Origin of the sequence: Marinobacterium zhoushanense (genome assembly GCF_014641945.1) — a bacterium.
Lineage (GTDB): Bacteria > Pseudomonadota > Gammaproteobacteria > Pseudomonadales > Balneatricaceae > Marinobacterium_D > Marinobacterium_D zhoushanense.
The window spans coordinates 349,256-374,016 of the sequence record NZ_BMIJ01000004.1 but is presented as its reverse complement, the minus strand read 5'-3'; the positions used below and the strand labels follow the sequence as shown (position 1 = coordinate 374,016).

The window sequence follows — 24,761 nt, the reverse complement described above, 5'->3', positions numbered from 1 at the left end:
AAGTGCGCCCAGCGGGGTCTCCTCCGAGGGCTTGAACAGCATCGCGTTGCCGGCGGCCAGGCAGGGCCCGGCCTTCCACATGGCGATCTGGATCGGGTAGTTCCAGGCGCCGATACCGGCGCAGACGCCGAGCGGCTCGCGCCGGGTATAGAAGAAGTTGCTGGCGCCGAGCTGCTGGTGCTCGCCGCCGAGGCTGGCGGCGAGGCCGGCGTAGTACTCGATCACGTCGGCACCGGTGACAATGTCCACGCAGATCGCTTCCTGCAGCGGCTTGCCGGTATCCAGCACCTCGATTCTGGCCAGCTCATCGTTGCGCTCACGCAGGATCTGCACCGCGCGCATCAGGATACGGCCGCGCTCGGCGCCGCTCAGGGCGCCCCAGATCGCCTGGCCTTCGCGGCAGGAGGCGACGGCGGCATCCACATCGGCCTGAGCGGCCTGCTGGATCTCGGCGATCACCTCTCCGCTGGCCGGGTTACGGCTGACGAAGGTCTCGCCAGAGCTGGCGTTGCGGTACTGGCCGTGGATGTAGAGAGTCTTTTGTTGCATCAGTTTCCGGTCTTGGCTTTGGCGTTGCCCTCTAGTGACAAGCGCTGGTGGAGTTCAAACAGTTCAGCTGGGAGTTGGCGCTCCAGATAATCGGTAATGATCGCCAGTGCCAGCTCGGTATCGATACCCTCGGGGGTGAGGGCGCCACGCAGCCAGATACCGTCGATCAATGCGGCTATCCCTTTGGCGACAAAGTCCGCCCGCTGCGCGGGAAGCGCCCGCTTCAGTTCGCGACGCAGGTGTGAGAGCAGGCGTCGTTCGTTAACGCGTTGCAGCCTGAACAGCACCGGGTGATGCATTGCGTAAGCCCAGAATGCCAACCAGGTCTTCACAACGCTGGAATCGATCTGGCGAGGGTCGAAGTTGCCGCGCACAATCGCCTTGATCCGACCGACAATGTCGTCCGGCGCGGTCTCGGCCAGCTGCTCACGTACTCCGGTGGAAAGATCCTGAAGTACGGATCGCATGGTCGCTTCGATCAAGCCATCCTTGCCGCCGAAGTAGTGGTTTATGATCCCCGGAGATACATTTGCGGTGCGGCCAATCAAAGCTACACTTGCGCCATGGAAACCAACCTCGTCGACCACCCGCATAACCGCTTTGATCAACTGCGGCTTGCGTACCTTGTCCATTCCGACTTTTGGCATAAGTTTTCAGATTTTCTTTATTGATTAATCGTTTAAATAAACATACGCAATTCTAACGAGATGTCAAAGGGCTCGATCGCTCTGCTCTGGTCAAGATGTCGTTATCTGTCGATAATATTCACCATTTGCGCCATTCCGTAGTTAACGCCTGCTTTTTTAAATATTGATAATTGTTTTGGGGTGCGATCCATTTTCGAGAGTTGCCAGCGCTGGGTGAAGCCAGGAGTGGCATCTGAACTGTGGCTCAGACCATCTGAACCTTTCACGTCCTCTGAATGATTGTCGCCGCAGAGAGAGCGGGCTAGCATCGCATCTTTCAGGCACGGATAAGGAACTCTGTCATGACCATGGAGATGGGTATTGTCTTCGCGCTGTTGGTGGGCACTATCCTGTTGTTTGTCAGCGATCGGGTACGCATGGATCTGGTGGCGTTGATTGTCGTGACCCTGCTTGCCGCTTCCGGCATCGTCACTCCCGCCGAGGCCGTGTCCGGGTTCGGAAACTCCACTGTCATCATGATCGCAGCGCTATTCATCGTAGGTGAAGGGCTGTATCGCACCGGTGTTGCAGCTGCCGCAGGGAACTGGTTGTTGCGTGTGGGGGGAGCCAGCGAAACTCGCCTGTTGTTGTATCTGCTGCCGGTGGTGGCGCTTCTGTCCGCTTTTATGAGCTCTACCGGCGCGGTGGCGCTGTTGATTCCGGTGGTACTCAGCATGGCACGCAAGTCCGGTATGCAGCCGTCACGCTTGATGATGCCGCTGGCGTTCGCGGCACTGATTGGCGGTATGCTGACACTGATCGGCACACCGCCGAATATCGTGGTCAGCAATGCGCTCAAATCTGAGGGGCTTGAGCCTTTCGGGTTCTTCGAGTTCACGCCGATCGGACTTGCCATATTGCTGGTGGGTATGGTGTACCTGATCGGATTTGGCCGCCGTTTGCTGCCCAGTGCGTTGGTTGGTGGCAACGAGGATGAGCCGGATCTGAACAACCTGATCCGGCGCTATGCTATTGCCGGTCAACTGCACAAGCTCAAGGTGCAGGCCCAGAGTCCGTTGGCGCATAAAACGCCGGTGGAGTCGGCGTTACGCACAGAGCATAACGTTACGGTGATCGCCATAGCCAGAGGCGGACACCTGCTGTCGGCGATGATTCCGGTATTGAGCAATACCCGGATCGAGGTGGCCGATGAGCTTTGGGTTTATGGCACGCAGGAGGATATCAAGCGATTTTGCTCGAGCCACAGTCTGATCAGTGCCGGTCACCCGGAGCGGGATATCAAGCGGATGCGTCAGCGCTTTGGCGTGGCGGAGGTGCTGTTGCCGCCGGATACCCCGTTAGAGGGTAAGTCGGTACGCGAGGGGCAGTTTCGCGAGCGCTACGGCCTCAGTGTAATCGGCTTGCGACGGCGGAATGAGGTTCAACAGGTCAGCTATCGTGACACCCGGTTGGCGGCCGGGGATACCCTGCTGTTGGCCGGCAGTTGGGAGTATATCCGTGCACTGGAGGGGCGGAGGGGGTTGGTGCTGCTGCAGACCCCGTTGGAGCTGAAGGAGATCCCCTCTCATGCTCAGCGTGCGCCGTTAGCGTTGCTGATTCTGGCGCTGATGCTGATCTGTATGACGGTCGGATGGTTGGCGGCGCTGCCAACTATCCTGCTGGCCGCTATGGCGATGATCCTGACCGGCTGCGTCAGCCTGACCGAGGCATTGCGTTCGATGAACGTGACCAGCCTGATCCTGATCGCCGGTATGCTGCCGCTGGCCAAGGCGATGGAGGCGAGCGGCGCGCTGGGCTACGTCGTCTCGCATCTCGTCACTCTGCTGGGTGGCGCCTCGCCTGTGCTACTCAGTGCAGGACTGTTCCTGTTTACTTCGTTGCTGAGCCAGTTCATCTCTAACACAGCCACCACGGTGCTGGTGGCGCCGATTGCCTTGAGTACGGCACAACTCCTGGGGGTAAATCCGGAACCGCTGATGATGACGGTGGCGATTGCCGCATCGACCGCGTTTGCAACGCCAATTGCTTCGCCGGTAAATACGCTGGTGCTGGCTCCCGGCAACTACCGCTTTGCCGATTTCGCTAAGGTGGGAATACCGCTGCAGTTGCTGGCGCTGGGCGTCACTTTGCTGCTGACGCCCATGCTGTTCCCGTTTTAGCCGCTCAGGGTTACGAGGTGATCTGCTTAAACAGCTCGAAGTACTCGGGGAAGGTCTTGCGGGTGCAGCCCGGATCGTTGATGGTGATCGGGGCGCTACCGAAAGCGGCCAGCGAGAAGCACATCGCCATGCGGTGATCGTCATAGGTGTCGATGGCTGCGCTCAGGATCTCGGCCGGCGGTGTGATCTCGATAAAGTCCTCGCCCTCGACCACGTCGGCACCCACCTTGCGCAGCTCGGTGGCCATGGCGCTGAGACGGTCGGTCTCCTTGACGCGCCAGTTGTAGACGTTGCGAATTGCGGTCGGCCCCTTGGCGAACAGGGCTGTGGTGGCGATGGTCATCGCCGCGTCGGGGATGGCGTTCAGGTCCAGGTCGACGCCGTTCAGCTCGCCTTTGGTCACCTCGACCCAGGTCGGACCGTAGCTGACCTGTGCGCCCATCTTGCCCAGTACCTCGGCGAACGCCTTGTCGCCCTGTACGCTGTCGGAGCCGACGCCGTAAACGCGCACAGTGCCGCCAGCGATGGCAGCCGCCGCCAGGAAGTAGGAGGCAGACGAGGCATCGCCCTCGACCATCACCTCACCCGGCGAACGGTAGTGCTGGCCTGCCTTGACGATAAAACGCTGGTAGTTGTCGTTGATCACCTCGACGCCGAACAGCTTCATACTGTGCAGGGTGATATCGATATAGGGTTTGGACACCAGCTCGCCATCGACGACGATTGTCAGGTCGTCGCTGGCCAGCGGCGCGGCCATCAGCAGCGCGGTCAGGAACTGGCTGGAGATGTTGCCCTTGATGCTGACTTCGCCGCCCTTGAGCCCCTGCGCATCGATCAGCAGCGGTGGAAAGCCCTCATCCCCCAGGTATTTGATATCGGCACCGAGCGGGCGTAGCGCGTCGACCAGGTCACGGATCGGGCGCTCATACATGCGCGGCTCTCCGGTCAGGGTGAACTCGCCCTGACCAAGACAGAGTGCTGCCGTCAACGGGCGCATGGCGGTACCGGCGTTGCCCAGGAACAGCTCTGCCCTGTTGGCCTTGAACGGCCCGCCGATCCCCTGCACCTTGCAACTGCGGCGATCTTCCGCCAGTTCATAGCGGACGCCGAGTAACGTGAGCGCGTTGAGCATATGCCGGACATCGTCGCTGTCGAGCAGGTTAGTGACCAGGGTCTCGCCCTCGGCCAGAGCCGCCAGTAACAGGATGCGATTGGAGAGGCTCTTCGAGCCGGGCAGCTGTACTTCGCCTGAGGCGCGCGTCAGTGGGGAGAGTGTCAGAGTATCCATGATATATGCTCGAGCCGTATCTGTTCTGGGGGACGCATAAACTACCCCTAACCGTGGAATCAGTCCAGCACGCCCTCCAGGCGGAGCAGGGCCTGCTTGATGTTGAGGCCACCGCCGTAGCCAACCATGGCGCCGTCGGCACCGATCACGCGGTGGCAGGGGATGACGATAGCGATGGGGTTGCGGTTGTTGGCCATCCCCACGGCTCGGGCTGCCTTGGGGTTGCCGATGGCAGCGGCCAGGTCTCCGTAGCTGCGGGTTTCACCGAAGGGGATATCGCACAGCCCCTGCCAAACCCGACGCTGAAACTCGGTGCCCTGAGGGGCGATGGGGAGATCAAAAATCTGCCGTTTACCGGCGAAATACTCGCTGATCTGGTGGGCGGCTTCGAGCAGCAGATCGTTGGGGACCTGTTCGAGCTCGGCGTATTCCGAGCGGCCGAACTCCACCCCTGTCAGCGCCGTGTCGCTGGCCACAAGCGTCAGGGTACCGATCGGTAGATCGGTCAAGTGAAGCAGGGTGGTGGCGATCGAACTCATGCTCTGTCCCTCTGCAGTAGCGACGTGGATAGGCATCAAAGCACGCGACAGACTTTAACGAGGATAGTGAAACAGAACCCGCAAGACAAAATTCTGCCAAGAGACATGAGTAACCCGCGAGCGTTGAATATCATGCTCCGGGTTCCTGAGTTTGTTCCGTCAACGGTAGCGGCGGGCACTCGTTAAAGATGCGTGCCGTACAGCTGTCACAGATCGACAGGTTCATCTTCTCGGGTACGCAGGCCGAGATCGCCTCCTCGGTGCTGCCAAAGAATCTGGCAGCGCCCATCCTGGCCAGCAGTCCGGTGCGCTCCATATCATCCAGCAGAATCCCTTTGAGCGCGCTGAACATCAGCTTGCCACCCCGAGCCTCTATTCTCTCCGCCTCCTGGATCAGCATCTCCGCCGCCGAGACATCGATGAAGTTGATCCCCTTGCCGATAATCAGGATCAGGGGTGGACCCTCACACTTCTGTACCAGCCGGCGCAGGTGGGCCTGTATGTGATCGGCACAGCCGAAGAACATCGAGCCGTCGATACGGATCATCTGTAGCTGCGGGCATTGCTCCAGCTGATAGCGCTGGACGTTCCGGATACTTCGTCGCTCGGTGTGCTGCAACGGCGCAACCGATATCACGGAGGGGCGGGAGGTGCGCCGCAGGTAGAATGCGATCGACAGGAATACGCCGACATAGATGGAGAACACCGGGTTGACCAGCAGTGTGGCGGAGAACGTGGCTGTCAGTACGATGCTTTCGGTACGACTGGCGCTGGCGATCTGGCGGATATGGGTCATATCGATCAGATTCCAGGCGATCAACATTATCGAGCCCGCCATGGCGGGCAGCGGTAGCCAGCGGGTGATATCCGGGATGGTAAACATGATCACCGCGACACAGGCGGCGCCGAATAGTGCTGCGAGCGGGGTTTGGGCGCCGGAATCGTAGTTGGCGCCGGAGCGTGTAAAAGAGCCGGACCCGGCAAAGCAGGAGAACAGGCTGCCTGTAGTATTGGCGATGCCCTGGCCGAGGAACTCGCGATTGCCATCTATCTGCTGGTGAGAGCGCAGGGCTATGGCACGGGCGATGCTCACCGCTTCAATAAGCCCCAGCAAGGCCAATGCAAAGGCGCCGGTGGCAAGTGACTCGAGCGTACCGGCGCTGAATGCCGGGAAATCGGGGACTGGCAATCCGCTGGGCAGGGCTCCGAGCATTGCCACGCCGTTCTCCTGGGCGTCCAGCAGATAGCCGACCAGGGAACCCGCAATCAGGCCCAGCAAAAGGTGTGGCAGTTTGATACCCAGGTGACGGCCGATGATCCGCAACAGGGCCGCGCTTACCAGCGTGACCAGGCCGATTGTGAGGGCGACCGGATTGGTTTGATTCAGTTGCTCGAAAATCTGGGCCAGGGTTTCAAACAGATCTGCATTCGATGAAACGCTTAGCGCCAACAGGTGCTTAAGCTGACTGGCCGCAATCAAAAAGGCGGCGCCTGCGGTGAAGCCGATTACTACGGTGTGCGATATAAAGTTGACCAGCGAGCCCAGACGAAAGAGGCCGAAACCGATCTGAATCAGTCCGGTAAGCAGTGTTAAGGTCAGTACCAGCGCGATATAGGCCGCGCTGCCCGGCGCCTCCATTGGGCTGACAATGCTGAGAATGACAATCGATATGGCGGCGGCAGGTCCGGTAATCATGTGCCAGGATGAACCCAGCAGTGCTGCAATAGCGGTCACGATTATCGCGCTGTACAGCCCGGTCTCGGGCGGCATGCCGGCGATCATCGCATACGCCATAACCTGAGGCAGGCCCAGCACGGCTCCGCTCAGACCTGCGATGAGGTCGGCACGGATCTTTTGCCCTGTCAGCTCGCGGGTCCAGCTAAGTCGCATACTGTTCGTCCGAACTTTTGTGTCGAAAGGGTGGAGCGCACGAATGACGCTAATACTACTCATTATGGGGCATATAAATAGGCCCGGCTGATGCCGGGCCTATGAGGAGGATGAATCAGTTGATGCCCAGAGAGCCTTTTACAGCTGCCAGGCCTGGCTTGCCGTCAAAGGTCGTCACTCCGTCCAACCAGGCGTCCAGAGCGTCAGGGTTTTTCTTGACCCAGTTTCGGGCGGCGATCACCGGATCCATCTTCTCGTCGAGGATGAGTCCCATGATCTGGTTTTCCATCGCCAGTGTGAACTTGAGGTTGCTCAGCAGCTTGCCGACGTTTCCGCATTGATCGGCATAGCCGCTACGGGTGACGGTTTGCACTTCGGCACCACCGAAATTGGGACCGAAATACTTGTCACCGCCGGTGAGGTAGTTCATCTCCAGGTTTGAATTCATTGGGTGGGGTTCCCAGCCCAGGAAGACGATGAACTCTTTACGCTTTACCGCACGGCGGACCTGGGCCATTACACCCTGTTCACCGGATTCCACAACACGCCATTCACCCAGACTGAAATCGTTGCTGTCCACCATATTCTGCAGCAGCTGGTTGGCGGGCGCGCCGGCTTCGATGCCGTAGATGCGCATATCGAACTGGTCCGGGAACTTGGCCAGGTCGGCAAAGTCGTGAACGCCGGCTGCATAAGCGTATGACGGCACGGCCAGGGTGAACTTGGCACCTTCCAGGTTGACGCCGATTACATCGAGATCGTCCTTGTACCTGTCGATGAACTTCTGTTGAGCGGGCATCCAGTTGCCGAGGAATATATCGATCTCGCCGTTTTTCATCCCCTCAAAGCCGATCGGTACGGCTAGTGTCTGCACGCGCGGCGCATAACCCAGGCTGTTGAGCAGCACCGACGCGACACCGTTGGTGGAGTTGATATCGGTCCAGCCGGGATCGGTAAAGCGGACCTCTTTACACTCGGCGGGGTCGCTGGCGTGCGCGATCCCGCCCAGCATTATGCTGCTCAGGACTGCGGCGGTGAGCGTTTTCTTGAACGTCTTCATCGTTTGGCTACTCCTCGATTAAGCTTTAGTTCTCTTTACCAGACTGTTCCATCTCTGTTTCATTAAACCTGAGGGAAACGCGCCCGCTTCTCCAGATCGTCCAGATCTATGTTGTTGCGCATGTAGCTGACACTGGCATCGATCATGGGCTGATGATCCCACTTCGGCTCAATGCCCAACTTGTGCGCTTTAGCGATCATTCGCCGCCGGCGCTGGCTGATCAGCACGCGCTGTGTGATTTCGTCCACGTCCCAGCGAGCATCTGCTTCCTCGCGGAAGGCTTGCACCCTGGCCGCATGAGCCGGATCCAGCACAAGGTTGACCAGCTCCTTCGGATCCTCCGCTAGATTGAACAGTTGGTCCGGGTCACCCTTGCAGCAGATGTATTTAAAATCGCCGCGGCGGATCATGAACATCGGTGCGACAACGCCTTCTCCGGTGTATTCGCCGATCACTTCGTCGTGGCCGCCTTCACCCTTAAGATGCGGGATCAGGCTGCGGCCGTCGATGGGCATGACGTAGGTAGGTTCCTGTCCGTCGTTTGCCAGCTCGGCAAAGGTCGGTAGCAGGTCCATGGTGGAGATCGATTCGCGCACACGGCGCGGAGAGAAACGCTTCGGTGCCCAAACCAGCATCGGCACGCGGGTGGACCACTCGAAGTAGCTCATCTTGTACCAGAGGCCGCGCTCGCCAAGCATATCGCCGTGATCACCGGAAAAGACGACGATGGTGTTCTCCTCCAGCCCTGTCTCCTTGAGCACCTTGAGCAGGCTGCCGATCTGATCGTCCACATAGCTGACGTTACCGTAATAGGCGCGACGGGCGTTACGGATCTGCTGCTCGGTGATCGGCTGCGCATTCTTCTCGTAGACGTGGTACAGACGCTTGGAGTGGGGGTCCTGCTCGCTGTCTGGAAGGGTGATCGACGGCATATCGATTTCCGTGTCCGTGTAGCGCTCCCAGTATTCATGCGGCGTGGCGTAAGGGTCGTGCGGGTGGGTCATGGAGACGGTCAGGCAGAAGGGGCGCTGGTCGTTCGAACGCACATGTTCGTACAGGTAGCGACGGGCGTTGAACACCACCTCGTCGTCGAAGTCCAGCTGGTTGGTACGTACCGTGGGACCGGCCTGAGTAACCGAGGACATGTTGTGGTACCAGCTGGGACGGTTCTCGAAGTCATCCCAGTCGGGGAACCAGCCGTAATCCGCCGGGTAGATGTCGGTGGTCAGGCGCTGTTCGAATCCGTGTAACTGATCCGGTCCGCAGAAGTGCATCTTGCCGGATAACGCAGTCTTGTAGCCGGCCAGGCGCAGGTAATGAGCAAATGTGGGGTAGTCGGCCGGGAAGTCTGCTGCGTTGTCCCAGGCACCGATATGGGTGGGCAGTTGGCCGGTCATCAGTACATAGCGGCTGGGCGCGCATAGCGGGCTGTTGCAGTAGGCCGATTCAAACACAACGCCTTCGGCAGCAAGCCGGTCGAGATGCGGCGTCTTGGCTACTTTTCCGCCCAGAAACGAGAGGACAGGGGCGGCGAGCTGGTCAGCCATAATGAACAAGATGTTGGGTTGCGACTGCATGGTGCACCTCTAGGTTGATCGGGCCCACTGGTTAAAGATAGGGGGCTTTTGTATTAGATCGATTTATCTTTTGGCCGGTTATAAAGCCGTTAGTTGATGTTTTCACAGGGGTATAAAGGTGTAAACTGACTAAAAAATGATAGGTTGGATAAGTACAGCTAATGTTATTTTCAGAGCGCCTGCCGCCGGTTCAAAGCTTGGTTGTGTTCGAAGCGGCGGCCCGCCACTTAAGCTTTACCGGGGCTGCCAGAGAGTTGGGAACCACTCAATCTGCGGTAAGCCAGCAGGTACGGGCGCTGGAAACCCAACTGGAGCTGTCACTGTTTACGCGTGTTTATCGTGGTGTCGAACTCACCGAGGAGGGACGCATCTTGAAGCTGGCGGTGGAGGAGGGATTTCACCGCATCGCTGCTGCGCTTGAACAGCTGCAGTTCAGGCGTCAGCACCAACGGCTCGATGTGGCGACCGATTTTGCGCTGGCAGCCTATTGGTTGATGCCACGATTGCCCAGTTTCAGAGCGCTCCACCCCGAAGTGGATGTGCGCCTTGTCACCTCTCAGAACTGGACGCCCGCCGATGCCCAGGAGGTCGATGTGGCGATCGCCTTTTTCGGTCAACCTCCGTGGGTCGCGGGTACTCAGCTTCTGTTTGCGGAAACGGTTTTCCCGATCTGCAGCCCGGCATTTCTGGCAGACCTTGGCGAGCTGCAAGCACCGGATGAGTTGGCCGATGTGCCGCTGTTGGGGTTGCGCTCGGCGCAAGGCGCTGGCTGGCTCGACTGGTCCAGGGTCATGGCGTCGCTGGGCGCCGCCCGGGTTCCAGGGGAGCCTGTTCTGACATTCGACAACTACACTTTGCTTATTCAGGCAGCGTTGTCCGGGCAGGGGGTGGGCCTGGGGTGGGGTACGCTGGTTGATGACTTGATTGAAAGAGGTCTGCTTGTCGCGATGCACCAGTTTACCGTGAGCACCGAAGGGGGGTACTTTCTGATAGAGCCCAAGCCCCATGAGCCGGTAAACGCGAAACGGCATTTCATCCAGTGGTTGCTGGATACCCAACAGACCGATGACAGCAAAGGAGTCCCGCTTGCACGATGATCGGCAACGCTACTATGACTGGCGTTACATCCTCGAGATAGGGCTGCAGCACAGGCGAGAGCTGGCGCTGGCGAACCTGATCGCGATCCTGGCAACCTGCGTTTCGGTGCCCCTGCCACTGTTGATGCCACTGCTGGTGGATGAGGTGTTGCTCGATCAGCCGGGTGTGGTCGTGGCCAGCGTCAACCGGCTGGTGCCGGAAAGCTGGCATGGCCCGATCCTCTATATTGGTGCCGTGCTGCTGCTGACCGTCGTGCTCAGGGTGGTCGCATTGGCGTTGAATGTCTGGCAGACGCGGCAGTTCACCATCATCTCCAAGGATGTAATCTTCCGCATCCGATCGGAACTGCTACAACGTCTGCAGCGGATCTCGATGAATGAATACGAGACGCTGGGCAGCGGGACCGTAGCCTCCCATCTGGTCACCGATCTGGACACGGTGGACAGGTTTGTCGGCAGTTCGGTAAGCCGGTTGCTGGTAGCGACGTTGTCGATCATCGGCACGGCGGTGATACTGCTGTGGATGCACTGGCAGCTGGCGCTGTTCATCCTGTTCCTGAATCCGATGGTGATCTACCTGACCACGGCGATCGGCAAGCGGGTAAAACAACTCAAGAAGCGGGAAAACAAGGCGTTCGAGGTGTTCCAGGCCGCTCTGACCGAAACCCTGGATGCGATCCAGCAGATCCGTGCCGGTAACCGTGAGCGGCATTACCTGGTGCGCCTGGTCGACCGGGCGCGAGAGGTGCGAGACCACTCCACTGCATTCGAATGGCAGTCGGATGCCACCAGTCGCGCCAGTTTCATGCTGTTCATGGCCGGTGTGGATCTGTTCCGCTCGGTCTCGATGCTGATGGTGGTGTTCTCCGACCTCAGCATCGGCGAGATGATGGCGGTGTTCGGCTACCTCTGGTTCATGATGGGACCGGTACAGGAGGTGCTGGGGATCCAGTATGCCTGGTTTGGTGCCAAGGCAGCGCTCGGCCGCGTGAACCGTCTGCTGGAGCTGCATATGGAGCCCAGCTTTCCCCACCTGCGCAACCCTTTCGCCGAACGGCAGCAGGTTTCGATCGAGCTGGACAACATCCATTTCAGTTATATCGAGGGGCATGAGGTACTCCGTGGGATCAGTCTGCGCATCGAGGCGGGTGAGAAGATCGCCCTGGTCGGAGCCAGCGGAGGGGGTAAGTCGACGCTGGTTCAGGTGCTGCTCGGGCTCTATCCACCACAGAACGGAGAGGTGCGCTTCAATGGCGTGCCGGTTACCCAGATCGGCCTGGATGTGGTGCGTGAGCATGTGGCGACCGTGCTGCAACAGCCGGCCCTGTTCAACGGTAGCGTACGCGAGAACCTGGCGATGGGGCGGGAGTATGGCGAGGCTCAGCTCTGGCAGGCGCTGGAGGTGGCCCAGTTGCGGGAGTTCGTCGCCGGCCTGGGGCAGGGGTTGGATACCCTGGTTGGCCGTCAGGGGGTGCGCCTCTCCGGTGGTCAGCGGCAGCGGCTGGCGGTGGCCAGAATGGTGCTCACCGACCCCAGCGTGGTGATTCTCGACGAGGCAACGTCGGCGCTGGATACCGAAACCGAATTCGCGCTGCACAGGGCGCTGGAGGCCTTCCTGCGTGGGCGTACCACCATTATCGTCGCACACCGGCTCAGTGCCGTGCGCCAGGCGGACCGGGTTTATGTCTTTGACGGAGGGGAGATCAGCGAGCAGGGTAGCCATGAAGAGCTGATCGACCAGAAGGGGCTATATGCCCGCCTGTATGGAGCCCGCCAGGGCTGATTGGGGCAGATGCGTCGGAATCTTAAGTGGCACAGCGGAAACCGTGTCGAACTGCTGATCGATGGCGACAGCTTTTTCCCCGCCATGCTCAGCGCGATAGAAAGCGCCCGTGAAACTCTGCTGCTGGAGATCTATCTGGCGGCCAGCGGTGCGGTGATGGACCGCTTTATCGCCGCGCTGTGCGCCAGCGCCGAGCGCGGCGTCAGGGTCTGTCTGCTGTTCGATCACTTCGGCGCCCGCGACCTGCGCCAGTCCGATCGGCAGCGGTTGAGTCGCGCCGGAGTCAGCTTGGTGCTGTACAACCCGATCGCGTTCAACAAATGGTTCGCCAATTTTTCCCGTGACCACCGTAAAATGCTGGTGATCGATCAGCGCCTGGCCTTTATCGGTGGCACCGGGTTGACCGACAGCTACCGCAGCGATCTGCCAGGCCGGCCGGATACACCCTGGCACGAAGTGATGTGTCGAGTCGAGGGGCCGGTGGTCGGAGATATTGCCCGGCTGTTTACGCAACTGTGGAACCGCAGCTGTCTGGATAGCCTGCCGTTGCTGAATGGCCGGTCGCAACCGGGCAGGGTGGCCGGCGATGCTCTGGTGCGTCTGTTGACCTCTGAGGGGCCGCGCAATCAGCGGATCGAACGCAGTATTTTAAGCATGACCCACAACGCCAGACAGAGGGTGTGGATCTGTACCGCCTACTTCCTGCCCTCGTTTGCCCTGCGTCTGGCGCTACGCCGAGCAGCGCGACGTGGGGTCGATGTGCGCCTGGTGGTGTCGGGGCCGTTAACCGACCATCTGTGGATTCACCACGCCTCCAAGCGCTACTACCGCCGTCTGCTCAATGCTGGTGTGCACATCTATGAGTATCAACCCCGAATGCTGCATGCCAAGCTTGCCCTGATCGACGATCAGGTCTCCATCGGTTCCTGCAATCTGGACCACTGGAATCTACGCTGGAATCTTGAGGCGAATATCGAGGTACGTGAACCGCTTTTCTCAGCCGAGGTCGAACAGATGTTGCTGAACGATTTTGTCCAGAGTCAGGAGATTACCGCCGCAGAGTGGGCGCAGCGGCCCTGGCATCGTAAAATCAAAGAGCTGGTCTGGGCGCTGATCAGCCAGTGGATACTGCGTATCCGTTAACAAAGGAGAGAACAATGAGCAGGTTAATATCCGGTGCCGCGATACTGCTGGCGGTCCTGACCCTCGCAGGCTGTGCCCAGCAGAGCCTCACCGGCGATGCCTATAGCCGCAGGGAGGCGCGTCAGGTACAGCATGTACAGTACGCGGTGGTGGATTCGGTTCGCCCGGTCGTGATCGAGGGCCGCACCGATGGGGTTGTAGGCGCCGGTGCCGGTGCCATCGTCGGTGGTATCGCCGGCAGCTCCATTGGCGGTGGCAGGGGCTCTAGCATCACCACGGTATTGGGTGCGGTGGCAGGCGGTATCGCCGGGCAGCGGATCGAGGAGGCGACCAGTCGCCGCCAGGGCCAGGAGCTCACGTTGAGGCTGGACAACGGCGAACTGATCTCCGTGGTGCAGGAGGTGGAGAACAACCAGTTCTTTCGCGCCGGCGATCGCGTCCGCATTTTACGTAGCGGCGCGACCATGCGCGTGACCTACTGAATAGGCTGAACGGTCTGAGTGGCAAATACACTCAGACCGCATCCCTTGGGTCGCTGCCGGCAACGTCGGCACGAACCTTCTGCTCTGCCAGCCAGGCACTCAGGTGCGGGTACCGCGCGGCGTCGATCAAACCGCGGAACAACCCCCAGTCAAACATGGAGTAGAGGCAGATCGAAGGATAGTGCCAGACATTGAAGGCACCCTCATCGACTTGCCGCTCCAGGGCCTCCAGCGTCTTCTCCACCCGCTCACGCTGCAAGTTGAAAAACAGCCGGTCTTCACTGGTATCCAGGCCTGAGCGCTGCGACAGCAGGATCGCGACCATGGAATCGTTAGCGGCATCGATGATAGTCAGCAGGTTCTCCTGCTGCCAACCTATTTGCGCCAAGCCGAGTTTTTCCTGCAGATAGCGAAAGATGACGCGTGAGTCGTAGATCACCTCGCCGCCGTCGTAGAGCACCGGTATCTTCAGTGCCGGGTTTTGGCGACGCAGTTCATCGCGATCCTCTCCGTAGATATTGAGGTCTGAGAACTCGTAGCCCTGACCGGCGTCGGCCAGTAGCAGGCGAATACGGCGGACGTAGGGGGAGGTTGAGGAACCGATCAGTTTCATACGTATCCCTTTGGACCTTAGGCCCATGGCAGGTTGAACAACTGGATCAGGACGCAGTGTAGCGCATCCATTATTCGATTCAGAACTGTTAACTGGCATGTCTTATAAAACAAATAGTTATGATCAGAGCGGCAGTTTGTGCTGCTGCGGTATGTTTGCTAGGGTAAAAGCACATCTCTAACACGGGCCGCCAGATGCGGCTATCTGTGCCTGCCGGCCTCAACGTAAGGCGAGGAATACCAGAGCTTATGTGTGGCATCTGTGGCGAGATCACTTTCGACGGTTCCCAACCCTCCGTCAGCGCAGTCGAGCGCATGGCCGACAGGCTAAGGCCAAGGGGGCCTGATGCCGGCGGCGTCTATGCCCAGAAAAATATCGTTTTTGGCCACCGCAGGCTGAAGATCATCGATCTGTCCGATCATGCCCAACAGCCAATGCATGATCCGGAGCTCGGCCTGACCCTGGTATTCAACGGCTGTATCTACAACTACCAGGCGCTGCGCGACGAGCTGCAGGGACTGGGTTATCGCTTCTTTTCCTCCGGCGACTCCGAGGTGATCCTGAAGGCGTTTCACGCCTGGGGCGCCGAGTGTGTACAGCGGTTCAACGGCATGTTCGCGTTCGCTCTTCATGATCGCGACAGCGGCCGTATCCTCATGGCGCGGGACCGCTTCGGTATCAAGCCTTTCTACTACAGCGAGACAGCCGGGCGCCTGCGCTTTGCCTCCTCTCTGCCATCAATCCTCGCCGCCGGCGATCTGAACACCGAGATCGATCCGGAAGCGCTGCACCACTATATGCAGTGGCATGCGGTGGTGCCGCCGCCGCTGACCCTGCTTAAGGGGGTGCGAAAGCTGCCGCCGGCCACCTATCGGATGATCGAGCCCGATGGCGGCTATCGCGATACCCGCTACTGGACGCAAAAAATGGGTCCTGTGGCAGGCGATGAACTGAAGACCAAGGATGATTGGGAGGATGAGTTACTGGCGGCGCTGCGCCGATCGGTGGAGCGGCGTTCGGTAGCGGATGTCCCGGTTGGTGTTTTGTTGTCCGGGGGGCTGGACTCGAGCCTGATCGTCGGCCTGCTGGCGGAGCATGGTCAGAGCGGGCTCAACACCTTCTCGGTCGGTTTTGAGGCGGCCGGTGGTGAGCAGGGCGACGAGTTTAAATACTCCGACATCATCGCCAACCATTATGGCACCGAGCACCACCAGATCCGTGTCCCCTCCAGCCGCCTGCTGGAGACGTTGCCCCAAACCTTCTCGGCGATGTCGGAGCCGATGGTCAGCTACGACAATGTGGGTTTCTTCCTGCTCTCGCAAGAGGTGTCCAAACATCTGAAGGTGGTGCAGAGCGGGCAGGGCGCCGATGAGGTGTTCGGCGGCTACCACTGGTATCCGCCGATGTTGAACAGCGTGGATGCGGTGGAGGATTACAGCAAGGCGTTCTTCGATCGCAGCGAGGAGGAGTTCGCGCGGGCGATCTGCTCGGATTATGTCGGCGATAACTATTCGCGCCGGTTCGTCGAGCGCTACTTTTCCAGCGTCGATGCACCGCGCCCGGTAGACAAGGCGCTGCATATCGATACCAACGTGATGCTGGTGGACGACCCGGTCAAACGGGTGGATAACATGACCATGGCCTGGGGTCTGGAGGCGCGGGTGCCGTTTCTGGACCATGAGGTGGTGGAGCTGGCCGGGCGTATCCCGGCCGAGCTGAAAGTGAAGGAGAGCGGCAAGTACGTGCTCAAGGAGGTGGCACGGCGGATCATCCCCAATGCGGTGATCGACCGGCCCAAGGGCTATTTTCCGGTGCCGGCGCTGAAGTATATCGAAGGCCCCTACCTCGAGTTCGTAAGGCAGTATCTGGACAGCGATACCTGCCGTCAGCGCGGTTTGTTCCGGCGCGAATATCTGGAGCAGCTGATGCATGCCCCTCGCGACCATATCACCCCATTACGGGGATCCAAGCTCTGGCAGATGGCGCTGCTGGAGATGTGGCTACAGACCCACGGAGTCTGAACGTGAACAAGAATACCGAGGAACAAGCGAGCAAACCGAGTAGTGCCCCGCGCCAGGATCCGATGGATCCGTCGGCGATGGCCTCGCTCAAGCACTGGGGTGACCCACTGGATCTGCCGGAGAAGGAGGCGATGCGCGAAGAGGTGGCGATCGACTGTGGTTGGGGGCGGCTGATCTTCGGCCAAACCTTCCGTGATCCAAAGACTGTCGCCTACCTGCTGAGACGGGAGCGTCAGGGACGGCGTGATATCGCGCTCTATGTGCGTGAGCCTCATCTGGTTCTCTCCCATGCGCCACAGGATCTGTTCATGGATCCCTCGCTGACCTACCGCCTCGATTTTGCTCACTACCGAATTCGTGATTCCCGCCCCAAGGGGCTCAAGATCCGGCACATGACGCCGGAAGATGACCAGTTGCGCATCAGTCGCCTGTACATGGCACGCAACATGGTGCCCGCCTATGACGGCTTCTACAGCAAGTTGCCGGACAAGCCGGAGCTGACCGTATTGGTGGCGGAGGACGAAAACAGCGGTGAGATCATCGGTGTGGTCACCGGCGTCGATCACCGGCTCGCGTTCAACGATCCGGATAACGGTTGCAGTCTCTGGGCGCTGGTTACCGACCCGCAGACCCACGTGCCGGCGGTGGGTGAGTGGCTGTCCCGCGAACTGATCAAGGATATGGCGGGGCGTGGCCGTGCGTTCATGGATCTGTCGGTGATGCATGACAACGAGGCGGCGATCCACCTGTATGAGAAACTCGGCTTTAAACAGGTACCGGTCTACTGCCTCAAACACAAGAACTCGATCAACGAGAAGCTATTCATCGGTGAGGATCCTGAGGAGGAGTTGAATATCTACGCTCGCCTGATCACCCGCGAAGCGCGGCGGCGCGGCATCGGTGTCGAGGTGCTCGATGCCGAAGGCGGCTTCTTCCGTCTCTCCTTGGGAGGGCGCTCGGTCAGCTGTCGTGAGTCGCTGAGCGAGATGACCAGTGCCGTGGCGATGAGCCGCTGCGATGACAAAGCGGTGACCCGCCGGCTGCTGCAAAAGGAGGGACTGAGGGTGCCGGAGCAGGCGGTCGCCAGTGATGACAGTGTGATCGAGAACTTCCTCTCCCGTCATCACTCTGTCGTCGTGAAGCCGGCGCGGGGTGAGCAGGGGCGCGGCATACAGGTCGGCTTATCCGAATTGGATGAGGTTCGAGCCGCGGTCGAAAACGCCAGCCATTACTGCGACAAGGTACTGTTGGAGCAGTGTGTCAGGGGAGAGGATCTGCGCATCATCGTCATCAATTACAAGGTGGTGGCCGCTGCCGTGCGCAGGCCGCCGCGCATTCTCGGCGACGGCAAGCATAGCGTCGGCGAGCTGATCGAACGCCTGAGCCGACGCCGGCAGGCGGCAACCGACGGCGAGAGCAGCATCCCGCTGGACAGCGAAACCGAGCGCTGCGTGCGCAAACTGGGGTACGAACTCGATGATCTGCTGCCCAGCGGCGAATGGCTACAGGTGCGGACCACGGCTAACCTGCATACAGGGGGCACGATTCACGATGTGACCGCCGACCTGCATCCGGTACTCTGCTCGGCCGCCGTGCGTGCGGCGAAGGCGATAGAGATTCCGGTGGTCGGCCTCGATTTCATGGTGCCGGATGTCAGTGGGCCGGATTACGCGATCATCGAAGCCAACGAGCGCCCGGGGCTGGCCAACCATGAGCCGCAGCCGACTGTGGAGCGATTTGTCGATCTGCTCTTCCCCTACACACGCGGCTTGCCGGCGCAAGAGCCGGGTGCGGACGAACCAAGATAGAGGAGCGAGACGTGACTCAACTGCCGATCGATACCGATTATCTGCAAGAGCAGCTTCGTAATCTGCTGTTGATACCCAGCCCGTCCGGGATGACCGACGACGTGGTGCGCTATATCTGTGCCGAGCTGGAAAAGCAGGACATCCGTTATGAGCTGACCCGACGAGGGGCCATACGCGCCATCATTGCCGGCAAGAGTCCCAGTCCCCGGCGGGCGATCGCCGCGCACCTGGATACTCTGGGCGCCATGGTCAAGGGGATCAAGCGCGATGGTCGCCTGCGCGTGGTGCCGATCGGTCACTGGAACGCACGCTTTGCCGAAGGCGCGCGGGTGAAGATCCACTGTGACAATGGCCAGATCTATCGCGGCACCATCCTGCCGTTAAAGGCGTCGGGCCATACCTACAACACTGAAGTGGATACGCAGCCATCAAGCTGGGACAACCTGGAGATCCGCCTCGATGAGTCCGCTACCCAGATCGACCAGCTATGGTCCATGGGGATCAGGGTCGGTGACTTCGTATCGGTCGACCCCAATCCGGAGTTTACCGACAAGGGCTTCATTAACAGCCGTCATCTGGACGACAAGGCGGGAGTGGCCTGTATGCTGGCTGCAGCCAAGGCGCTGTGCGATGCCGAGGTCAAGCCGGAACTGGATTGCCACCTGTTGTTTACCATCTCCGAAGAGGTGGGAGTGGGCGCCTCCCATATCCTGCACGGCGAGATCGCCGAGATGGTGTCGATCGATAACGGTACCATCGCGCCGGAGCAGAACACCTGCGAGTACGGTGTCACCATCGCCATGCAGGATTCCAGTGGCCCGTTCGACCGTCACCTGACCCAGCACCTGATCAATATCTGCAAGCGTGAAGAGATCGAGTTCAGTCGGGATATCTTCAGGTTCTACCGCAGTGACGCGGCGTCGGCGCTAGAGGCGGGCAACGATATCCGCACCGCGCTGATCTGTTTTGCGCTGGATGCCTCCCATGGCTGGGAGCGCAGCCATATGCGCTCACTACTGTCGGTGGCACAACTGCTGGTAGGGTATATGAGTTCGAAACCGCTGTTCTCCCCGCATGAAAACGTGATCGGTTCCGATGAGGAGTACCCGCTGATCCATGATACCGAGCGCCTGCGCTCCAGCTAGCGACGGCGGTTATATCCGGCCCAGCGAGTAGCGCTCGCCCTGGCTATACACCACCAACTCTTCGCCACCATCGGCGCAGGGTTCGGTGTGGGCCAGCTCCACCAACTGGTAGAACACATTGCGATTGATCCGTCCGCTCATGCCGAAACGCACCGCCAAGGCTGGTTCGGGTTCGCCGGTCTCGCTATTCTCCGTCATGCGCAAGGGGTGCTCGGGTCCCGCCACGATATGGTCATCCGTGCTGCTGGTAAAGTGGAGCTCAACTCCCTGCTCGCCTTTGATAACCTCCAGATCGATAAGCAGGAACGGCAGGTCATCGACCTGGATACCCACTTTCTCGACCGGTGTCTTCAGGAAATAGCTGCCGTTTTCTTGCCAGAGAATACGTGAAAACATCTTCACCATCGCTTTGCGGCCGATCGGTGTGCCCTCGTGGTACCAGGTTCCATCGCGTGCGATACGCATATCGATATCGCCGCAAAAGTCTGGATTCCATCGCTCAAGCGGTGGAATGCCCTGCTCCTGTTGCTCGAGTCCGTGGCTCAGATCTGTCAGGTTAACTCCACTCATGTTCGGAATACTCACTGCTGATGGCGATGTTCAGGGCTCCAGTCTGCTTCAAATAGACTCATGCTATCAACCGTAGTTAGAGGATCTATTGGTAACTACGCAGAGCGGCTTCTATACCTGTAGACACGATAAATCTAAGAAGAACCCGTTTTTTTTAGGTTGGCTCACTTACTCAAACATGGGAGTTGAATCGATGAGCGCAGGAAACAACACGTCCAATGCAGCAGGCAAATGCCCCTTCATGCATGGTGCACGGACCAAAATGGGGGGCGCAGGTACGGCCAACCAGGATTGGTGGCCCAACCAATTGAACTTGAAGATACTCCACCAGAACTCCTCCCTATCCGATCCGATGGATGAGGGATTCGATTACGCCGAGGCGTTCAAGACCCTTGATCTGGCGGCTGTGAAGCAGGACCTCTACGCGCTGATGACCGACTCACAGGAGTGGTGGCCGGCCGACTATGGCCATTACGGGCCCCTGTTTATCCGCATGGCCTGGCACAGCGCCGGTACCTATCGCATCGGCGATGGCCGTGGCGGTGCCGGCTCGGGCTCGCAGCGCTTCGCGCCGCTCAACAGCTGGCCGGACAACGGTAACCTGGACAAGGCGCGTCGCCTGTTATGGCCGATCAAGCAGAAGTATGGCAATAAACTGTCCTGGGCTGACCTGATGATCCTGGCCGGTAACTGTGCGCTGGAATCGATGGGGTTCAAGACCTTCGGCTTCGGCGGCGGCCGCGAGGATATCTGGGAGCCGGAGGAGGATATCTACTGGGGTAACGAGCGCGAGTGGCTGGCCACCAGCGATCAGGCCAACAGTCGTTATTCCGGCGAGCGGGAGTTGGATAATCCGCTGGCCGCGGTACAGATGGGGTTGATCTACGTAAACCCGGAGGGCCCTGACGGCAACCCGGATCCGCTCGCCTCGGCCAAAGATGTACGGGAAACCTTCGCCCGTATGGCGATGGACGACTACGAAACCGTAGCCCTGACCGCGGGCGGTCATACCTTCGGCAAGGCGCACGGCGCAGGGGACCCCGCCCTTGTCGGTCCCGAGCCGGAGGCGGCGGAACTGGAGCAGATGGGGCTGGGCTGGAAGAGTTCCCACGGCAGCGGTAAGGGGCGCGATGCCATTACCAGTGGCATCGAGGGCGCCTGGACCGCCAATCCGACACGCTGGGACATGGGCTATTTCGACGTACTGCTCGGTTACGAATGGGAGCTGACCAAGAGCCCGGCCGGTGCCTATCAGTGGCAGCCGAAAGATCTGGCCGAGAAGGATCATGCGCCGGATGCGGAGGATCCCGGCAAACGCGTTGGTATCATGATGACCACGGCGGATATTGGAATACGTGAAGATCCGGAATATCGCAGGATAGCCGAGCACTTCCATGCCAACCCGGAGGAGTTCGCCGACGCCTTTGCCCGCGCCTGGTTCAAGCTGACCCACCGTGATATGGGGCCGAAGTCGCGTTATCTGGGGCCGGAGGTACCGGCTGAGGATCTGATCTGGCAGGACCCGCTGCCGCCGATCAAACACGACGAGGTCGATCCGGACGATGTCGAAACGCTGAAAAGCAAGCTTTTGGCGTCCGGACTATCGATCTCCGACCTGGTTTCCACCGCCTGGGCATCGGCTTCCACCTTCCGCGGCTCCGACAAGCGCGGTGGTGCCAACGGCGCCCGGATCCGCCTGGCGCCGCAGAAGGATTGGGCGGTCAACCAGCCGACCCGACTGGCGAAGGTGTTGCAGGTGTTCGACAAGATCAAGCAGGAGTTCGATGCCGCACAGGTGCTGAACAAGGAGGTGTCGATGGCCGATCTGATCGTGATCGGCGGCTGTGCCGCGATCGAGCAAGCGGCGAAAGATGCCGGCGTCGAGATCAAGGTGCCTTTTGAGCCGGGGCGTATCGATGCGACCCAGGAACAGACCGACGTGGACAACTTCACCATGCTGGAACCCTTGGCCGATGGTTTCCGCAACTACCAGAAGCAACGTTACGCGGTGTCGGCGGAGGAGATGCTGGTCGATCGCGCCCAGTTGCTGACCCTGACCGCGCCGGAGATGACCGTACTGATCGGTGGGATGCGCGTGCTCGATGCCAACTTCGAGCAGACGCAACACGGTGTGCTGACCAAGCGGCCGGGAGTGTTGAGCAACGACTTCTTCGTCAATCTGCTCGATATGAGCACGGTGTGGAGCGCCACCGATGACAGCAAACAGACCTTCGAGGGTCGAGACCTCAAAACCGGAGAGCCGAAATGGACCGCCACACGGGTAGACCTGGTGTTCGGTTCCAACTCGCAGCTACGCGCTCTGGCGGAGGTCTACGGTCAGGGTGATGCACAGGATAAGTTCGTGAACGACTTCGTCGCCGCCTGGAATAAGGTGATGAACGCGGATCGTTTCGACCTTGCCTGAGCGCAACTCTGGCTCGCTAGGATATGGCGCCTGCTACAGGCGCCATTTTTCTGCACTCAGGGTTCTGATCTTGCCGACAACCCAGCGCTGCGCACAGTGGTTATCAGTTTCGGTAAGTGGTACCCGAGCAGGCCCGCAGCCAAACCCCAGAACGCACTTCCCACTCCGGCCAACGTAATACCTGAAGCGGTGACCAAGAAGGTAATCAGCGCGGCTTCGCGACTGTCGCTATCATGTAGCGCCGCGCCCAGACTGTTACCGATAGTGCCGAGCAGGGCAAGCCCCGCGATCGCCATCACCAGTTCGGCGGGAAAGGCGGCAAACAGTGCCGCGACCGTGGCACCGAAGAGCCCGGTCAACAGGTAGAAAAAGCCCGCCCAAACCGTGGCCATATAGCGCCGCGCCGGGTCCGGATCGGCCTCACGCCCCATGCAGATAGCTGCCGTTATCGCCGCCAGGTTGAAGGCAAAACCGCCAAAGGGGGCCAAGAGCAGTCCGGTCAGTCCGGTACCGGTGATTAGCGGTGAGGCGGGGGTGTCGTAGCCATTGGCACGCAACACCGCCAACCCCGGTATATTTTGAGAGGCCATGGTGACGATAAACAGTGGAATGCCGACGCCGATCAACGCCGTGATGGAAAACTCGGGCATGACCCAGACCGGTCTGGCCAACTGCCAGCTCAGTACCTCAACCTGCAGTAGCCCCTGTCCGGTGGCAATGAGCAATCCGATCAGCAGTGTGACCGGTATCACATAACGGGGCAGCAACTGGCGGACTACCAGATAGCAAACCAGCATGGCGGCCACCAGCAGCAGCTGATGTTGCAGGGCACCGAACAGCTGCAGACCGAACTGCAGCAGCACCCCGGCCAGCATGGCCGCCGCCAGCGGTGAGGGAATATGGCGCATCAGTCGCTCGAACCAGCCGGTGATACCGCAAAGGGTGATCAATGCTGAGCTGAACAGGAACACGCCCACCGCCTCGTTCAGGCTTAGCCCGGACAGGCCGGTGACCAGCAGGGCGGCACCGGGTGTGGACCAGGCGGTCAGCACCGGTGTTTTGTAGCGCAGCGATAATCCGATACTGGTCAGCGCCATGCCGATGCCCAGCGCCCAGAGCCAGGAGCTGATCTCGGCAGGACCCGCACCGGCAGAAGCGGCTGCCTGAAAGATGATCACCGCAGAGCTGGTGTAGCCCACCAGCACGGCGACAAAGCCTGCTGAGATATGCGATAGATTGAACAGGCACTTCATGTTTCCTCCTTGTCAGCCAGTCTTTGCGCTGCGGACGTTATAACGCACATGTTGAGTTACCATACCCTTGTGCGCTATAACGTACAAACAGTTTTTTGCATCCGTGGAGAGATCATGCAGGATCCCAACGAGTACCTTGTACAGGCACTGAAAGCGAAGCGCCGGGCAAGGGGCTGGAGTCTGGAACAGACCGCCCAGGAAACAGGGGTCAGCAAGGCGATGCTGGGGCAGATCGAGCGGGGAGAGTCGAGTCCGACACTCGCCACGCTGTGGAAGATCGCCACCGGCTTCGATGTCGCGTTGTCGGAGTTTACCGATCCGCTTATCGCCGGCGCGGGCGGCGAGCTACGTCAGGCCGAACGCTTGCGGCATCAGCCGACGCAAGACCTGATGCTGGTGGCTTCGCTTTTTCCCTACGATGCAGCCTTCGGTTTCGAGCTGTTCGAACTGACCCTGCCGCCCGGTTACGAGCGGAACTCAGAGCCGCATGCCAAGGGGGTGACCGAGCATGTGATCGTCATCCGGGGGCAGATGGAGGTGTTGATCGATGGTCAGTGGCAGAGGATGCGCGAGGGCGACGCGGTGCGCTTTGTCGCAGACAGAGCCCATGGCTATCGCAACCTGACACAATCGCCGGCTGTATTTCATAACCTGATTCATTATCCTCAGCAGCGGAAATGACAGCCGCCCGCTGCGGCAGCGATCCTCTTT

At 59.8% G+C, this 24,761-nt stretch carries 21 protein-coding genes; 10 read left to right on the top strand and 11 right to left on the bottom strand.

Annotation, left to right across the window (positions count from 1 at the left end):
- The 3 genes from IEX40_RS11465 to IEX40_RS11455 form a co-directional block, all read right to left on the bottom strand.
- Positions 1-549: aldehyde dehydrogenase family protein (locus IEX40_RS11465; protein ID WP_188748316.1), on the bottom strand; the 549-nt coding region annotated here is incomplete at its 3' end.
- The gene (betI, locus tag IEX40_RS11460; protein ID WP_188748314.1) at positions 549-1,196 is read right to left on the bottom strand and encodes a transcriptional regulator BetI; all 648 of its coding nucleotides are present in this window, start codon (positions 1,194-1,196) and stop codon (positions 549-551) included. The genes IEX40_RS11465 and betI, both read right to left, overlap by 1 nt.
- 101 nt (positions 1,197-1,297) lie before the next feature.
- Positions 1,298-1,462, bottom strand: a complete 165-nt coding sequence (locus IEX40_RS11455; RefSeq protein WP_229680720.1) for a hypothetical protein — start codon at positions 1,460-1,462, stop codon at positions 1,298-1,300.
- A gap of 75 nt (positions 1,463-1,537) precedes the next feature.
- Here IEX40_RS11455 and IEX40_RS11450 point away from each other — a divergent pair, with 75 nt between their 5' ends.
- Positions 1,538-3,355 carry an SLC13 family permease gene (locus IEX40_RS11450; RefSeq protein WP_188748310.1) on the top strand — a complete coding sequence of 606 codons (1,818 nt, stop codon included), beginning with the start codon at positions 1,538-1,540 and terminating at the stop codon, positions 3,353-3,355.
- A gap of 10 nt (positions 3,356-3,365) precedes the next feature.
- Here IEX40_RS11450 and aroA read toward each other — a convergent pair whose 3' ends face one another.
- The 5 genes from aroA to betC all read right to left on the bottom strand — a co-directional run bounded on the left by aroA (position 3,366) and on the right by betC (position 9,710).
- A complete protein-coding gene (aroA, locus tag IEX40_RS11445) occupies positions 3,366-4,643 on the bottom strand; it encodes a 3-phosphoshikimate 1-carboxyvinyltransferase (protein WP_188748308.1) in 1,278 nt (425 codons plus the stop codon).
- 59 nt (positions 4,644-4,702) lie between these two features.
- Entirely contained in the window at positions 4,703-5,182 is a 480-nt protein-coding gene (locus tag IEX40_RS11440; protein WP_188748307.1) for a methylated-DNA--[protein]-cysteine S-methyltransferase, read from the bottom strand.
- A gap of 130 nt (positions 5,183-5,312) precedes the next feature.
- Complete coding sequence (locus IEX40_RS11435; protein ID WP_188748305.1) at positions 5,313-7,073, bottom strand: SulP family inorganic anion transporter; 1,761 nt, start codon at positions 7,071-7,073, stop codon at positions 5,313-5,315.
- 115 nt (positions 7,074-7,188) lie between these two features.
- Positions 7,189-8,133 carry a choline ABC transporter substrate-binding protein gene (locus IEX40_RS11430; protein ID WP_188748303.1) on the bottom strand — a complete coding sequence of 315 codons (945 nt, stop codon included), beginning with the start codon at positions 8,131-8,133 and terminating at the stop codon, positions 7,189-7,191.
- Between the two features lie 62 nt (positions 8,134-8,195).
- Positions 8,196-9,710 carry a choline-sulfatase gene (betC, locus tag IEX40_RS11425; protein WP_188748301.1) on the bottom strand — a complete coding sequence of 505 codons (1,515 nt, stop codon included), beginning with the start codon at positions 9,708-9,710 and terminating at the stop codon, positions 8,196-8,198.
- 161 nt (positions 9,711-9,871) lie between these two features.
- Between betC and IEX40_RS11420 the strand changes: the two genes are divergently transcribed.
- From IEX40_RS11420 to IEX40_RS11405, 4 genes are read left to right on the top strand one after another with little or no spacing between them, the layout of a single operon-like run.
- Positions 9,872-10,807: a choline sulfate utilization transcriptional regulator gene (locus IEX40_RS11420; protein WP_188748299.1), complete on the top strand. Its 936-nt coding sequence runs from the start codon at positions 9,872-9,874 to the stop codon at positions 10,805-10,807.
- Entirely contained in the window at positions 10,797-12,590 is a 1,794-nt protein-coding gene (locus IEX40_RS11415; protein ID WP_229680719.1) for an ABC transporter ATP-binding protein, read from the top strand. The genes IEX40_RS11420 and IEX40_RS11415 overlap by 11 nt, the downstream gene beginning before the upstream one ends.
- Before the next feature lie 9 nt (positions 12,591-12,599).
- Positions 12,600-13,733, top strand: coding sequence for a phospholipase D-like domain-containing protein (locus IEX40_RS11410; RefSeq protein WP_188748295.1), 1,134 nt, complete (start codon positions 12,600-12,602; stop codon positions 13,731-13,733).
- 14 nt (positions 13,734-13,747) lie between these two features.
- Entirely contained in the window at positions 13,748-14,215 is a 468-nt protein-coding gene (locus IEX40_RS11405) for an outer membrane lipoprotein (RefSeq protein ID WP_188748294.1), read from the top strand.
- A gap of 31 nt (positions 14,216-14,246) precedes the next feature.
- Here IEX40_RS11405 and IEX40_RS11400 read toward each other — a convergent pair whose 3' ends face one another.
- Positions 14,247-14,828, bottom strand: a complete 582-nt coding sequence (locus tag IEX40_RS11400; protein ID WP_188748292.1) for a glutathione S-transferase family protein — start codon at positions 14,826-14,828, stop codon at positions 14,247-14,249.
- A gap of 248 nt (positions 14,829-15,076) precedes the next feature.
- On the opposite strand from IEX40_RS11400, the gene IEX40_RS11395 reads away from it, so the two are divergent.
- The 3 genes from IEX40_RS11395 to IEX40_RS11385 are packed head-to-tail and all read left to right on the top strand — an operon-like array spanning position 15,077 to position 19,802.
- Positions 15,077-16,849, top strand: a complete 1,773-nt coding sequence (locus IEX40_RS11395; protein WP_188748290.1) for an N-acetylglutaminylglutamine amidotransferase — start codon at positions 15,077-15,079, stop codon at positions 16,847-16,849.
- A 2-nt stretch (positions 16,850-16,851) separates the two neighbouring features.
- On the top strand, positions 16,852-18,657 hold the full coding sequence (gene ngg / locus IEX40_RS11390) for an N-acetylglutaminylglutamine synthetase (RefSeq protein ID WP_229680718.1): 1,806 nt from the start codon (positions 16,852-16,854) through the stop codon (positions 18,655-18,657).
- An 11-nt stretch (positions 18,658-18,668) separates the two neighbouring features.
- A complete protein-coding gene (locus tag IEX40_RS11385) occupies positions 18,669-19,802 on the top strand; it encodes an osmoprotectant NAGGN system M42 family peptidase (RefSeq protein WP_188748288.1) in 1,134 nt (377 codons plus the stop codon).
- Between the two features lie 9 nt (positions 19,803-19,811).
- Here IEX40_RS11385 and IEX40_RS11380 read toward each other — a convergent pair whose 3' ends face one another.
- Positions 19,812-20,372, bottom strand: a complete 561-nt coding sequence (locus IEX40_RS11380; RefSeq protein WP_188748287.1) for a DUF1285 domain-containing protein — start codon at positions 20,370-20,372, stop codon at positions 19,812-19,814.
- Positions 20,373-20,565: 193 nt separating this feature from the next.
- Between IEX40_RS11380 and katG the strand changes: the two genes are divergently transcribed.
- Positions 20,566-22,797, top strand: a complete 2,232-nt coding sequence (gene katG, locus IEX40_RS11375; protein ID WP_188748285.1) for a catalase/peroxidase HPI — start codon at positions 20,566-20,568, stop codon at positions 22,795-22,797.
- Between the two features lie 56 nt (positions 22,798-22,853).
- Here katG and IEX40_RS11370 read toward each other — a convergent pair whose 3' ends face one another.
- A complete protein-coding gene (locus IEX40_RS11370) occupies positions 22,854-24,050 on the bottom strand; it encodes a benzoate/H(+) symporter BenE family transporter (protein WP_188748283.1) in 1,197 nt (398 codons plus the stop codon).
- A gap of 114 nt (positions 24,051-24,164) precedes the next feature.
- Here IEX40_RS11370 and IEX40_RS11365 point away from each other — a divergent pair, with 114 nt between their 5' ends.
- Positions 24,165-24,731: a helix-turn-helix domain-containing protein gene (locus IEX40_RS11365; RefSeq protein ID WP_188748281.1), complete on the top strand. Its 567-nt coding sequence runs from the start codon at positions 24,165-24,167 to the stop codon at positions 24,729-24,731.
- Positions 24,732-24,761: the final 30 nt, after the last annotated feature.

Excerpts from the sequence above, each read along its gene's own strand:
- betI (WP_188748314.1), bottom strand. The coding sequence starts at position 1,196 with ATGCCAAAAGTCGGAATGGACAAGGTACGCAAGCCGCAGTTGATCAAA.
- IEX40_RS11450 (WP_188748310.1), top strand. The coding sequence starts at position 1,538 with ATGACCATGGAGATGGGTATTGTCTTCGCGCTGTTGGTGGGCACTATC.
- aroA (WP_188748308.1), bottom strand. The coding sequence starts at position 4,643 with ATGGATACTCTGACACTCTCCCCACTGACGCGCGCCTCAGGCGAAGTA.
- IEX40_RS11440 (WP_188748307.1), bottom strand. The coding sequence starts at position 5,182 with ATGAGTTCGATCGCCACCACCCTGCTTCACTTGACCGATCTACCGATC.
- IEX40_RS11435 (WP_188748305.1), bottom strand. The coding sequence starts at position 7,073 with ATGCGACTTAGCTGGACCCGCGAGCTGACAGGGCAAAAGATCCGTGCC.
- IEX40_RS11430 (WP_188748303.1), bottom strand. The coding sequence starts at position 8,133 with ATGAAGACGTTCAAGAAAACGCTCACCGCCGCAGTCCTGAGCAGCATA.
- betC (WP_188748301.1), bottom strand. The coding sequence starts at position 9,710 with ATGCAGTCGCAACCCAACATCTTGTTCATTATGGCTGACCAGCTCGCC.
- IEX40_RS11420 (WP_188748299.1), top strand. The coding sequence starts at position 9,872 with ATGTTATTTTCAGAGCGCCTGCCGCCGGTTCAAAGCTTGGTTGTGTTC.
- IEX40_RS11410 (WP_188748295.1), top strand. The coding sequence starts at position 12,600 with ATGCGTCGGAATCTTAAGTGGCACAGCGGAAACCGTGTCGAACTGCTG.
- IEX40_RS11405 (WP_188748294.1), top strand. The coding sequence starts at position 13,748 with ATGAGCAGGTTAATATCCGGTGCCGCGATACTGCTGGCGGTCCTGACC.
- IEX40_RS11400 (WP_188748292.1), bottom strand. The coding sequence starts at position 14,828 with ATGAAACTGATCGGTTCCTCAACCTCCCCCTACGTCCGCCGTATTCGC.
- IEX40_RS11395 (WP_188748290.1), top strand. The coding sequence starts at position 15,077 with ATGTGTGGCATCTGTGGCGAGATCACTTTCGACGGTTCCCAACCCTCC.
- IEX40_RS11380 (WP_188748287.1), bottom strand. The coding sequence starts at position 20,372 with ATGAGTGGAGTTAACCTGACAGATCTGAGCCACGGACTCGAGCAACAG.
- katG (WP_188748285.1), top strand. The coding sequence starts at position 20,566 with ATGAGCGCAGGAAACAACACGTCCAATGCAGCAGGCAAATGCCCCTTC.
- IEX40_RS11370 (WP_188748283.1), bottom strand. The coding sequence starts at position 24,050 with ATGAAGTGCCTGTTCAATCTATCGCATATCTCAGCAGGCTTTGTCGCC.
- IEX40_RS11365 (WP_188748281.1), top strand. The coding sequence starts at position 24,165 with ATGCAGGATCCCAACGAGTACCTTGTACAGGCACTGAAAGCGAAGCGC.